General features: G+C 42.3%; 13 protein-coding genes and 1 pseudogene. 9 read left to right on the plus strand and 5 right to left on the minus strand.

Going from position 1 to position 12,982, the window contains the following annotated elements:
- The 3 genes from DXA07_RS12970 to epsC form a co-directional block, all read left to right on the plus strand.
- The coding region (locus tag DXA07_RS12970) for a Cna B-type domain-containing protein (protein WP_118483158.1) at window positions 1-1,373 on the plus strand (1,373 nt) is incomplete at its 5' end.
- Between the two features lie 605 nt (window positions 1,374-1,978).
- Window positions 1,979-3,604 carry a response regulator gene (locus DXA07_RS02030; RefSeq protein WP_117822305.1) on the plus strand — a complete coding sequence of 542 codons (1,626 nt, stop codon included), beginning with the start codon at window positions 1,979-1,981 and terminating at the stop codon, window positions 3,602-3,604.
- Window positions 3,605-3,788: 184 nt separating this feature from the next.
- On the plus strand, window positions 3,789-4,691 hold the full coding sequence (gene epsC, locus DXA07_RS02035; protein WP_118483161.1) for a serine O-acetyltransferase EpsC: 903 nt from the start codon (window positions 3,789-3,791) through the stop codon (window positions 4,689-4,691).
- A gap of 452 nt (window positions 4,692-5,143) precedes the next feature.
- Here the strand turns inward: epsC and DXA07_RS02040 are convergent.
- From DXA07_RS02040 to spoVT, 5 genes and pseudogenes are all read right to left on the minus strand, one after another.
- Window positions 5,144-5,382: pseudogene (locus DXA07_RS02040) on the minus strand (RNA-binding S4 domain-containing protein).
- 69 nt (window positions 5,383-5,451) lie between these two features.
- Window positions 5,452-5,910: a ferritin-like domain-containing protein gene (locus tag DXA07_RS02045; RefSeq protein WP_117808143.1), complete on the minus strand. Its 459-nt coding sequence runs from the start codon at window positions 5,908-5,910 to the stop codon at window positions 5,452-5,454.
- Between the two features lie 239 nt (window positions 5,911-6,149).
- Window positions 6,150-6,422, minus strand: a complete 273-nt coding sequence (locus DXA07_RS02050; protein WP_117808144.1) for an HU family DNA-binding protein — start codon at window positions 6,420-6,422, stop codon at window positions 6,150-6,152.
- Window positions 6,423-6,467: 45 nt separating this feature from the next.
- Window positions 6,468-6,605 (minus strand): hypothetical protein, encoded by a 138-nt coding sequence (locus DXA07_RS12975; RefSeq protein ID WP_182427487.1) that lies wholly within the window; start codon window positions 6,603-6,605, stop codon window positions 6,468-6,470.
- A gap of 4 nt (window positions 6,606-6,609) precedes the next feature.
- Window positions 6,610-7,155 (minus strand): stage V sporulation protein T, encoded by a 546-nt coding sequence (spoVT, locus tag DXA07_RS02055; RefSeq protein WP_021943528.1) that lies wholly within the window; start codon window positions 7,153-7,155, stop codon window positions 6,610-6,612.
- A 333-nt stretch (window positions 7,156-7,488) separates the two neighbouring features.
- Between spoVT and DXA07_RS02060 the strand changes: the two genes are divergently transcribed.
- The 6 genes from DXA07_RS02060 (at window position 7,489) to hpt (ending at window position 12,950) form a co-directional block, all read left to right on the plus strand.
- The gene (locus DXA07_RS02060; protein ID WP_117808145.1) at window positions 7,489-7,773 is read left to right on the plus strand and encodes a YabP/YqfC family sporulation protein; all 285 of its coding nucleotides are present in this window, start codon (window positions 7,489-7,491) and stop codon (window positions 7,771-7,773) included.
- Window positions 7,773-8,153 carry a spore cortex biosynthesis protein YabQ gene (gene yabQ, locus DXA07_RS02065; protein ID WP_117822302.1) on the plus strand — a complete coding sequence of 127 codons (381 nt, stop codon included), beginning with the start codon at window positions 7,773-7,775 and terminating at the stop codon, window positions 8,151-8,153. Before DXA07_RS02060 ends, yabQ begins: the two co-directional genes overlap by 1 nt.
- Window positions 8,154-8,238: 85 nt before the next feature.
- The gene (locus DXA07_RS02070; protein WP_117808147.1) at window positions 8,239-8,538 is read left to right on the plus strand and encodes a septum formation initiator family protein; all 300 of its coding nucleotides are present in this window, start codon (window positions 8,239-8,241) and stop codon (window positions 8,536-8,538) included.
- Between the two features lie 130 nt (window positions 8,539-8,668).
- Entirely contained in the window at window positions 8,669-10,792 is a 2,124-nt protein-coding gene (locus DXA07_RS02075; RefSeq protein ID WP_118483163.1) for a SpoIIE family protein phosphatase, read from the plus strand.
- A gap of 210 nt (window positions 10,793-11,002) precedes the next feature.
- Window positions 11,003-12,445, plus strand: coding sequence for a tRNA lysidine(34) synthetase TilS (gene tilS, locus DXA07_RS02080; RefSeq protein WP_118483165.1), 1,443 nt, complete (start codon window positions 11,003-11,005; stop codon window positions 12,443-12,445).
- Window positions 12,429-12,950 (plus strand): hypoxanthine phosphoribosyltransferase, encoded by a 522-nt coding sequence (gene hpt, locus DXA07_RS02085; protein ID WP_117808150.1) that lies wholly within the window; start codon window positions 12,429-12,431, stop codon window positions 12,948-12,950. Before tilS ends, hpt begins: the two co-directional genes overlap by 17 nt.
- Window positions 12,951-12,982 lie beyond the last annotated feature (32 nt).

A 12,982-nucleotide genomic window follows, 5' to 3' on the forward strand; every position in this document is an offset into this window, starting at 1 on the left:
TAGGCACATATAACGTAAGCGAAGAGCAAACCGGAACAGCAGTTGCAAACTATGGCTTAGCAGTCAGTGGGGAAGGTAATGTCACCGTCACCAAGGATGCGACAGCAACAGCAACCGTAACGAACACTTATACACAGGATAAGGGAAGCCTGACGGTAGCCAAGGCAGTTGTAGGATATGACTTTGGAGCAGCAGGTAAGAACTTTACAATTTATGTAACAAACGCAAGTGGTGAATATGTTCTTGCAGATGGAAGCATAAGCGCAACCAAGACAGGAATCAGCGTACCGGCAAACGGAAACGTAACGATCAATGACATCCCGGTAGGCACATATAACGTAAGCGAAGAGCAAACCGGAACAGCAGTTGCAAACTATGGCTTAGCAGTCAGTGGGGAAGGTAATGTCACCGTCACCAAGGATGCGACAGCAACCGCAACTGTAACGAACACTTATACCCAGGATAAGGGAAGCTTAACTGTAGCAAAAGCAGTTGCGGGATATACCTTTGATTCCAGCAAGACATTCATGATCTACGTAACAAACGCAAGTGGAGAATATGTCAAAGAGGATGGAAGCATAACAGCAACCAAGACAGGAATCAGCGTGCCGGCAAACGGAAGCGTAACAATCAATGACATCCCGGTAGGCACATACAACGTAAGCGAAGCTCCAACCGGAACAGCAATTACGAATTATGATCTGACAGTCAGTGGCGAAGGTGATGTAAATGTAACAAAGGATACAGTTGTCAATGCAACCGTAACAAATACATATACATATCTGACCACATCCGTAACTGTTAAGAAAGCATGGAACGATAATAACAACAAGGCCAATAAGAGACCTGGATTTGTAACGGTACAGCTTTATGCCGGAACAACTATATCAGGAATTCCGGTACAGCTTGATGAAAGCAATGGTTGGACAAAGACTTGGGATAATCTTCCGAAATATGATGCAAACGGATTAATCCAGTATACGGTCAAGGAAGTAAATGTACCTAAGGAATATACCGACAGCATAACAACAGATCCTGCAACAGGTGAGATTACAATTACAAATACAAGAACCAGCACAAGGGGTAAACTTGTATTAACAAAGACCGTTGTTGGTGATGTCGATAAGGCAGAAGCTGAAAATGTGATCAAGTTCAAGATTACAGACGAAGCGGGTAATTCCGAGACATATGCACTGACCGATTTCCAGTATGATGTATCGACAAAGAAATATACATTAGAACTGGATAAGCCGGCTGGAACTTATACCATTGAAGAAATACAGTATGATATTGATGGATATGAAACAAGCAGCATCAAATACGTAGTAGGAACAGGCCTTCAGAAGATGGTAAGTCAGCAGAAGCAACAGTAGTTGTAGATGAAACAGTAAATGTTGCATTTGTCGATACATATGATAAGACAACTACAACAGAGAATACGACAGAAGTTACAACTACAACGGAAGATACAACAGAGATTACAACCACAACGGAAGATACAACAGAGGTCACAACTGAAACAGAAGATACAACTGAGACAGAAGACACTACGGAGATCACGACAACGGAAGACAAACCTTCCACTCCACCGGATACACCAAAAACCGGCGATGATGCTCCACTTATGCCACTTGTAATCCTGTTTATGCTCAGTGCAGCAGGAGTTGTAACAGTGATTGTTGTAAAAAAGAAAAATGATCGTGCAGATCGTAAATAAAACGAATCTATAAAAACAACAAGTAAAGGTCAGGCACTCTGGTATGCAGAAATGCATATCAGGGTGCTTTTCTCTGTTGCTTATGTCGAAATATAGTGAATGAATTCTAACTGAAAAAAGAAATAGTTGCACAATGTCGAAATATCGGTTATAGTAATTGCAATGCTAGAGAGATCTTGATGGAAGAAAACCAGATAAGGTCTTTCGAAAAACGGAAAAAAGAAAAAGGGGGGACGGTCTCGAAGGTGAGACTATAAACGTATGAGTAAGATAACATATGTCAGAACGCAACGGGATAAAAAAGTTGCATTTCTATTATTTCTATTTAGTGCTATTCTGATAGCGCTTATTATCTGGGGTGGGAATGTATTTTCCAAATTTGAACAATATGTTGATATATCCAGTAAGAATACGATCGCAGCAATGATGGAACAGGTAGAACATTCCTATCAAATGCAGATTAATTCAATGTATGAAGAAACAGAACGTCTTGAGAACTATCTGTTTGATGGCAAAACGAGGTCTGTTGTACTGGCAGATTATGAAGATTATTTTATAGCTATGGAGAATGATTCTGTACGGGATATCGTATTCGTTGATCATACCGGAAAATATATCTGTGATGATGGCAAAACAGGAACATTGGATTTGGGTGATACAAAGGGCACTCTGTTTGATGTTGGCGGTCAGTCTGTCCAATATTGTACCTGGAGAAACGGAGAAGAAATATTTGTTGTAGCAAAAAAATATGAAGCGTTCTATGTAAATGAAAATGAATATGAAGTCATAGCGTTTATTTATAATACAAATAGGGTAAATGATCTGTTTATTGATTCCGCATACGGGGGACAGGCAAAACTCTATGTGACAAATGCAGACAGCATGGTAACATATGCGGATCTGGATAATAACGAGGGTATTGTGCGCAATTATAATATCCTTGATCACTATCTGGATGAGTCGGTGATCGGAGAGGAACAATATGCACAGATCACAGAGGATTTCAGCGAAGGCAGACAGAATTGTGTTACCCTATATAAAGGAAAAAATGCAGAATATTTCTATTACCAGCCATTAGAAGGAACGGAGTTCTTTCTCGTATTTCAGGCGCCGTGTGCAGTGGTACAGAGTGTATTGACGGATTATCAGAAGAAGGTGTCACGTTCATGGATGGTTACGGTTGTGATCATTGCATGTATCATGTTAGTGCTGGCAGTAGGTACGGTCGGAGCGATCCATATGAGGACCTGGTATGAATATGAGCGACAGACGGCTGATATGCACCGGGAAAATAATGTACAGTTGCGGCGTATGAATGCAGTGATGGAGGAAACCGTCCGGGAGTACCGGTTAGCACAGGAAGGGGCTTTGGAAGAAGAAACCGAAGAGGAAGCGGCTGAAAGAGCGGCGGAGGAAGAACGGGAAAAAGAAAGACAGATCCGTGAAGCACTTCCAAGGGTCGCATTCGTAGGCGAACGTTTTCTGCTGGTCGATGATAATGATATGGAAGGACTGCTTTTGCAGGAGGCATTGACCAAAAGAGGAGCGGAATGTACCATAGCAAAGAGCGGAGAGCAGGCATTGAAGATGTTTAAACGTTCAAAGCATGAAAAGTTCCAGTATATATTGATGGACGCTGATATGCCGGATATGGATGGCTATCAGGCAGCCAGAAGAATCCGGCTGATGGATCATCCGCAGGCAAAAACGATACCGATTCTGGCAATGACTTATCACGCAACACCAGAGGCTATGCGGATGGCAGCTATAACAGGTATGTCCGGTCAGGTTGAGAAGCCGGTTAAAATGCAGACGCTTGCTCTGATCATAACTAAACTGAAGAGTAAGAACAGGGTTCATCCAGGATATGATTATGACAGAAAATAGCAAGAAACCGAAAAAACAGTATTTGTATTTTCTGTTGAAGTGTAATGAAAAAACTATTATTTACATTTTCTATTGAGATGTTATACTAATGCTATATGCAGTTAGAGATGGATGATGTTTTACAGGACATATGATATTACGCTGCATATATTGATATTAGGAAACGAAATGGAGTAAGACTGGAATGGAATTTGAAAATGATGTAAAAGCAGTCGTTGCAGAAATGGCTGAGGCATTAAATAAGAATTATTCGGAGCAGAAATTATTTGATCTGTCACTCGGAGAGCGACTTCCGCAAAAGGATGAGATCATTGATTTTGTGGATGAATTGCGGAAAGTAACATTTCCGGGTTTCTTCGGGAGAGAGAATATGGCATATGCTAATAAGGAGTATTTTGCAGGGCATAAGCTGTCATTGATATATGATAAATTATTCCGTCAGATCAAGGTGGCATTGAGCTATAAAAATGATGCTAAGAGCTATCAGGAGATTACAGAGGAAGCACAGGAGAAAGCTCTGGGCTTTATCCGTTGTATACCGGAGGTTCAGGCACTTCTTTGCAAAGACGTAGAAGCAGAATATAACGGAGATCCGGCCGCAAACAGCCGTGAAGAGATCATCTTCTCCTATCCGGGGTTATTTGCGATATTTGTATACCGATATGCACATGTGCTCTATCAGATGAAGGTGCCGTTTATTCCAAGGATCATGACAGAATATGCACATGGTGAGACAGGAATTGATATCAATCCGGGTGCCAATATTGGTGAATATTTCTTTATTGACCATGGAACCGGAATCGTTATCGGTGAAACAACCGATATTGGAAATAATGTAAAAATCTATCAGGGGGTTACCCTTGGTGCGCTGTCGACCAGAAAGGGCCAGCAGTTGTCCGGTGTCAAACGTCATCCAACTATAGAGGACAATGTAGTTATCTATGCGAACACAACCATTCTTGGTGGCGAGACCATTATTGGTGCAAATTCCGTAGTAGCGGGAAATACTTTCGTGACGAAGTCCATCCCTGCAAACACCAAGGTTGCCTCCACTATGCCGGAACTCGAAATCAAGACCTCAAACTAGGCGGACAAAACAGGTGGATTATCTCTAATAGCCTGACCATAATTGACTCGCTGCGATTTCTATTCGCTGCACATGCCTGATTCGTAAATACTCCTGTGCCAACTCGTCCTTCGGACTCAAACGGGCACCCGTATTTACTGGCACTGTGCATCTCATTACGAAATTCTCGCTAATGTCAATGTATAGTCAGGCTATTGTAGATAGTCCACCTGTTTTTGTCTTGCATACAGATATAAAGTCTGCGTATCTGGCTGCTATATAATAAACAATGACATTCATGTAGTTTCGTGATGAGATACACTCTAGCTGTCAGCACCAAGCCCATGTCTGAACCCGTAAGGGTGAGTTTGGGCGACTGCTGACAAATGGACGAGTGTATCGAGTAGAAACGAAATGAGTCATGTGTTTATATAGCAACCGGGTATGCAGACTTTATATCGTCATGAAAGACATTACAAATAGCGGAACATTTCTTTGGCATCCTCTTTTTTAGTGGAGTCGGCAATCATCGTTACCTCGACTTTGACGGTTTTGTTGCCGAAGCTAATCTCGATAACGTCGCCTACCTTCACATCAGTGGATGCTTGGCAACCTTGTCGTTTATCATAACACGTCCGGCGTCGCAGGCTTCATTTGCGATGGTTCTTCTTTTGATCAGTCGTGAAACCTTTAAATATTTGTCTAATCTCATTTGTATATCTCCTTTTGTATTTTAAATGATAGTGTTCCATATAGTCGTAAGAGTATTTTGTTGGAAGGCTTATGCCATTCCATTTACTGTTTTGTATTTGAAGAGCATTTCGGCGTGATTCTGCTCTTCGACCTGGATGTCAGCTAGAAGCTTACGGATCGCACTGTCACCAAATATGAATACATCACTGTTATATTCAGAGGATGCGAGCTTTTCGCTGGTGATACAGTCTGTTGCAAGAAAGGCATCATCCTTCTTATCCTGAGACTGTCCGAGCTGACTGTAGGTAGCTTTTGGGTCGTAGTCTCTGCCATCACTGTCATTGCAGTTGCAGCTTGGTACGGTTCCAGTCAGAACCTGCTCCAGACTGTCATAGTGCTTCTGTTCATTTCCCTTCAGCGTGGTAAATAATTCCTGTAACACAGGATCCTTTGCCTGGGCTGCATATTTGTCGTATTTGTCAATGCAGGCCTGTTCCAGTGTCTGAAGATCCTTGATCGCCTGTTTTTCCTTTTCTTTTAAGACCATAGTTATTGCCTCCTGCTTATTTAATGAATTGATACATATAACAGGTATGCAGGGACAACCGGCAGTACGCTGTTTTTTGCATCTATCAGAAGTATTGCCAGAAGACAATCGGGTTATTCCGGCAAATAATCATATCATACAAGACTGCAGTCCGATTATTCTGGAAAACAGAAAAGCAAAAGGGATGCTGATTTATACGATGCAGCATCCCTTAAGTACTTGATTCGTTCTATAAAAAACTAGTTAAGTGAATCCTTTAAAGCCTTACCAGCTTTGAATTTTGGAGACTTAGAAGCAGCGATTGTCATTGTTTCGCCTGTTCTTGGGTTTCTACCTTCTCTTGCTTCTCTTTCAGCAACTTCGAATGTACCGAAACCAACTAACTGAACCTTCTCACCCTTCTTTAATTCTTCAGCTACAACGTCTGTAAAAGCCTTTAAAGCCTTCTCAGCATCTTTCTTTGATAATTCTGTCTTTTCTGCTATAGCAGCAACTAATTCAGTCTTGTTCATCGAAAAAATCCTCCTAAAATACTCATAATATATTATCCTGGTGAGCTAAACCGGATAACTTCTGGCGTAGATCACGCCCCAACATGTATATTTATACCTAAAATGCCAGTATTTGTCAAGGTTAGAACGCCATTTTGCCTTGAAAAACCTTGATTTTTCGCCATTTCTCAAGGCAAATGACATAGAATTAGTTCTCCATCTGTTTTCCGAGAAAATTAGCAGCAATGATCGCGGTTTTCTGTTCAGTTTCCCCGAAACGCATTTTGTCATCTTTGCTCAATACAATGACCGCTCCGATCGCGTCACCTTCACAGATGATCGTCTGGATCACCTGTCCGGCATAGTCAGTGTCATCGGAAGTGATGTTGACATATTTTGTATCACCGCGGCGGGCAATTACAGCTTCCCGGTCATTGATGACATCCTCCAGATCCTTGTGGATGGATTTGCCGACCAACTCTTTCTTTGGCATGCCGGCTACTGCAATGATCTGATCGCGGTCAGTGACGCATACCGGACAGCCGAGGATCTGTGAAATGGAATCTACATATTGCTGTGCAAAGGTTCCGAGCTCGCCGAGCGGGGAATATTTTTTTATGATAACTTCGCCGTCTTTTCCGGTAAAGATCTCAAGGGGATCACCTTCCCGGATCCGAAGCACACGCCGGATCTCTTTCGGAACAACGATCCTGCCCAGATCGTCGATACGTCTGACAATTCCTGTGGGTCTCATACTTAATTTTCCTCCAATACCCATATTTTGTAAGAATGATTTTTTGTTGTAATAAAAATACATCCTTTTTTGCTAGGTTTTAGCTTTAGAGTTAGTATGTGGCAAATGTGGGGAATTATACTCTTACAAATACGAATGGATATAAATTTATGGCTAAGAGATGGTAAAGAACAAAAAATAAAAATCAGTCAAAACTGATCAATATCGGCAAGCTGGAAGAATTGTTTGTTGAGATATGGGATTGAGAATAGGTTCTACTGCAGGTATAAGCTTCATATACTGTTCTAACAGACTTAAGAAAGCTTCTGAAGGCTTTTTGGAAAAGGGGAATACATGGAGAAGGTACAGAGCACAGGAAATTCCGATGGACATAAACTGATCATGGATGACAGAAAGGAAGCAAAGATAACCGGAGTGGAAAAGGTAATCTCGTTTGAACCGGATCTGGTATATCTTCTCACAAAGGCCGGAAAGATGAAGCTGACCGGAAAAGATATGCATATGACGAATCTGGATATTGACAAGGGCGTTCTTGACATGAATGGAAAGGTTGACTGTATTTGTTATATGACAGATAAAGAGGACGGAACATTTTCGCTTAAGAGGTTGTTTAAATAATGACGGAAATGATGGAACAACAGTCAACCGCATTTGCCGTATGTGTGCTATGCGGCGTAATCATTGGTTTTCTGATAAGTTGTTTTTATGCTTTGAAAAAAGCGATAAAGATGCATGACGTCTGGATCGGTATTTTTGATCTGACGTTTTGGCTTGCATTATGTGCAATGGTTATTCTGGTGATGTTTTATTATAATAGCGGAGAGATTCGGCTGTATATTTTTTTAGGATTTTTTTCGGGAGCCGGGGTGTATTTTGCTACTATAAATTGGGTTGTTTCCAGACTGCTGGACTACATATTGTATGGGATAAAAATGGGGTTGAGAAAAGTGATTTTAAAGGCAAAAATGCTTGTTGACATAATTTGTTCGAGAAGGTAAAATTATGTCAATACACTTCGAAAGAACTGTTTTTATAGCAGAACAGGTCTGTTCGAAAAGAAGCAGGAAACAGGGGAAATGGACCATGGGTAGAAGCAATACCGGAAGAAAACAATCGAAGATCAGTACCGCTATTATTCTGATCACTCTTCTTTTACTGGTTGTTGTCGTGTTGGTGAAGTCGATTCAGTTAAGGGAGAAGAAGGCAGAGCTGCAGGTACAGGCAGCAGAGATTACTGCCCAGATTGAAGATGCACAGAACGAGCATAAGAAACTGGAAGAAAAAGAAGACTATATGAAGACGAAGAAATACGTTGAGGATGTTGCAAGAAATCAGCTTGGGCTGGTATATCCTGACGAAATAGTGATTCGCCCTGAAGAATAAACACAGAATTAAGAAAGAAATATAAAAAAGAGTCAAAGAAAAGTGATAGCTGTTTTCAGCTTTCGCTTTTTTTTTACGTTCAGTCTCCGTATAATGTCTGACACTTAAGGCAAAAAGGGAGGACATATATATGAAAGAAAAAAAGGTGAATCGGGTTTTGTTGTATCTGCTGGGCTTTCTGTGTGGCCATTCTGCGGTTGTTGGAATGCATCCGTTTATGGTTCCGATGCTGGCAGCGGTTTACAGCATCAGACAAAGTACGTTTGGGTTGTTTGCAGCTATGCTCTTTGGCGGAGCAGTTATGTATGGGATCGGCGGTTGGAATGCAGGAAACGTTTTTCAGATGGGACCGTATGTAATGGGGGAACAGCAGCTTCCGGTTACATATTTTCTGTTAAAATATAGTTTGATACTGATCGGTGTTCTGGTCGGTCTGAACCTGACGGAGGGAGTTCGGAGAAATCTGTCCGAACACACAGACAGAAGTGGAAAAAAGACAAAACGAAAAGGTGTGAAACAATCATATGGAACCAATATCCGGTGGATTCTGGCTGGCATATGTGCCATACTTGTCTTTGGAATCAGTACGGTCTGTGGTCTGATGGTCGAACCGGTGCAGAATGCCCTGCCGGCTGCCGGCTGCGAGGCGGTGATCTCGACAGGATTGATTCCTGCATTCCGCAAAGGTCTGGAGGTTATCCTGCTGCATAAGAGGGAACGGGATCATTATAATGAAGAATTGCTTGGAATACTGATAGTAGTTACAGTATGTATATGGGGAATGCCATATAAAATAGGCGGAGTTGTTACCTGGCTGCTGATGACCGGTCTGTATCTGTCCTGGTATACGTTGCATCGGTTTGGAGCCGGATATGGAATGGCGGTAACGGGTGTATGTGGTCTGATCACAGCGATCAAAAGCGGACAAGCAGAATTTGTCGGAAGTTTTTTTATCTGTGCGATCCTGGTGCTTGCGGGCAGAGCACTGTCGGATAAGAAGAAAACAGGCACTATTGTGTCAGTGCTGCTTGCATGTATATTGATCGGACTTACTTACGATCCATATTTTCTGACACCTGAGGGGATAAAAAGTGCTGGCAGTGCAGTGCTGTTATTTGCAGCGACACCAAAATGGATGCTTACCGTCAGGGATGGCTGGATCCAGTCGCAGTATAATTTTCAGACAGCAACGGAGATCAACCGGATAACGGCAGAGAAAATACGGGAATTATCCGGGGCATTTAAACGGATCGAATATACGCTTGCCGGATGTGGCCCGGCGGCTGCCAAGGTAGATCTGGGTGAGATCGGAGATATGATCGGAAGATTTTCCGATAATCTGGAAACGACAGAACCGGTTCCGTTTAACCGGGAGGAGCAGTTGCGGACGCGCTTTCTGGAACAGGGGGTGATCATGACGCACCTTTCTTCGATGAAGAATGAAATGGATCATGTACAATATTATATAACAGCCAGAACAAAGAATCAGAAAATCATGTTGTCAAAGGATGCAGCAGACATTCTTTCAGAGGTTTTTGATAAGCCAATCCGGGCATCCGAGGATACTTCAGCGATCATATCTGAAAATGACCGTGTGATCACATTTGAGGAATGTGCGAGGTATCGCTGCAGTTATTTTGTCAGAAGGATCAAGAAATATGGTTCCAATGTATCGGGAGACAATTTTTCGGTGAAGGAGCATGAGGATGGCAGACTTGTAATGATGATCTCGGATGGGATGGGAAGCGGAAGCCTTGCATCCTGCGAGAGTACGTTGATGATTGACACGATGGAAGAACTGCTGGATGCTGGCTTTGATCCTTCTTATGGAATTGCATTTTCCAATAATTGCATTTCCGAAAAAAACAGCGGACGGTGTTTTACAACCTTTGATATGGGAATCGTAGACCTGTACAACGGGGAGCTGACACAGTATAAGCAGGGGGCAGCACCGACATATATTATACATTCAGAGGGAATCGAGGTTCTTTGTGGGGCGTCACTTCCAATCGGAGTTCTGCCGGAGGCAGAATGTGATGTGATCCATCAGGAGCTGGAACCGGAGGATCGACTGGTGATGGTGAGTGATGGAGCATTTGGGGATGAAGAGGATATGCGTGAGATCCTGGAGAATCTGGATACGGAGGACTGCAAGGAAACGCTGGAGTATATCATTTCACAGGTGCTTCTGCGTTGTGAAGGCAGACTGGAGGATGATGTGACGGTGATCGTGGCAAAATTGGAAATAGCATAAACTTTCCGGTTTGTTACTTGAAATTTATAGCAGGCTTGTATTAAGATAACGAAGAAATGTATATGACAGATGTAAAATAACGAAGCTGCATATATCGGTGGATGTAGGATTTTAAAGAAACGCATATACAATATGCATACAAAGATACAGGTAATGAATATAGATGATCGAATATCCGAATCATAGAAGACGGACAGGTGTGGAAAACAGATGACAGAAAATACATTAGAAGAACAGATTTATCAATTTATAAAAGAAAAAAATTTGCTTAAAGCAGGAGATGCCTGCATCGTTGGTGTGTCCGGCGGAGCGGATTCCATATGTCTGCTGACGGTTCTGGCAGGGCTTCGGAAGAAAATGGATCTCAAGCTGTATGCTGTCCATGTTAACCATATGATCCGCGGAACAGAGGCAGATGCAGATGAATCTTATGTGGCAGAGTATTGTAAGAAGCTTGGAATACCATGTGACTGTTACCATATCGATGTGCCGCAGCTTGCAAAGGAACAGAAGCTGACGGAGGAAGAAGCGGGAAGAAATGCCCGGTATGAGGCATTTGCCCGGGCAGCGGACAAGTATGGCATCACTGATTATAAGGTGGCAGTTGCTCATAACAAAAATGATGTAGCAGAGACAGTACTGCTCAATATGGTAAGGGGAACCGGGATCGCCGGAATGGCAGGAATACCGGTAAAGCGGGACCGGATCGTGCGTCCGTTACTTTCATGTACCAGACAGGAGATTGAGGCTTATCTGGAACAGCAGGGGATACAGTACTGTACGGATTCCACAAATCTGGAAAATGATTATGCCAGAAATAAGATCCGTAATCAGGTGATTCCGGCACTTAATGAGATAAACACACAGGCAGCGGCACATATCAGTCAGGCAGCAGCCTATGCGGCTATGTATGATACCTATGTGACGAAGCAGGTAGGATATTTTCTGGATGAACATATGGAGATACGGAAACAGACTGGAAAAACAGATGCATATGTATTGGAAATCAGGAAGCTACGGGAACAGGATGAACTGATCGAGGATCTTGTGATCTTAGAATTGATTGGCAGAGTCAGCGGCGGAAGAAAGGATGTCGGTCAGAACCATGTAAGAGAAGTGAAGAAGCTGTATCAGGCAGCTGCGGGAAGCCGGATCATGCTTCCGCATGGTGGAATGGTATATCAGAATTATGGATACCTGTGTTTTGAGAAAACAGCAGAGGGCGCACGCGATGTCGACTGGCAGGAGATAGTTATAAAAGGTGCAGGTGAATATATCCTGCCCGGAATGGGAAGGATGAAGATTGAAATATTTGAGAAATCTGTTCATTTAGATTTAACAAAAAAAGAGTATACGAAGTTTGCAGATTATGATAGAATACAGAATGGCATTACTATCAGGAAATATATGGAAAATGACTATATGGTGATCGCATCAGACGGCTCAACGAAGAAGATAAACCGGTTATTTTCATCCTGCAAGATACCGGTGGCAGAGCGTTTGCAGATACCGCTTGTAGCTTCCGGACATGACATCATCTGGGCAGTAGGCGTCCGGTTGAGTGAGAAGTACAAGGTACGGCCTGATACAAAAAGAGTAATATGTTTAGAATATATACCAGAAGGAGAAAATGAAGATGAAAGAGCAGATTAAAGTCATGATATCTGAAACTGAAGTAGATAACAGAATCTCAGAGATGGCAGCAGCTATTGATAAAGCATATGCAGGAAAGACCGTTCATCTGATCGGAATATTAAAAGGAAGTGTATTCTTCATGTGTGAGCTGGCGAAGAAGATCACGGTTCCTGTAACCATGGATTTTATGTCAGTCAGCAGTTATGGAGATGATACGAAATCATCAGGAATTGTGAAGCTGAATAAGGATCTGGACGAATCAATAGAAGGAAAAGATGTGATCGTAGTTGAAGATATTCTCGATTCAGGAAGAACGCTGTCGTATCTGATCAAATTATTAAATAACAGAAAGCCGGCGAGCATGCAGGTAATAACTCTGCTTGATAAGCCGGAGAGACGTGTGATTCCGGTTGAATTATATATGACAGGATTTACGATCCCGGATCGTTTTGTAGTAGGATATGGACTTGATTGTGCACAGAAGTATAGGAACCTTCCATATATCGGAGTGATTGAACAGTAGATATCAGACTGTTTATATAAAAAGACAGACCA

The organism is Clostridium sp. AM54-37XD (assembly GCF_003478225.1).
GTDB lineage: Bacteria > Bacillota > Clostridia > Lachnospirales > Lachnospiraceae > Coprococcus > Coprococcus ammoniilyticus.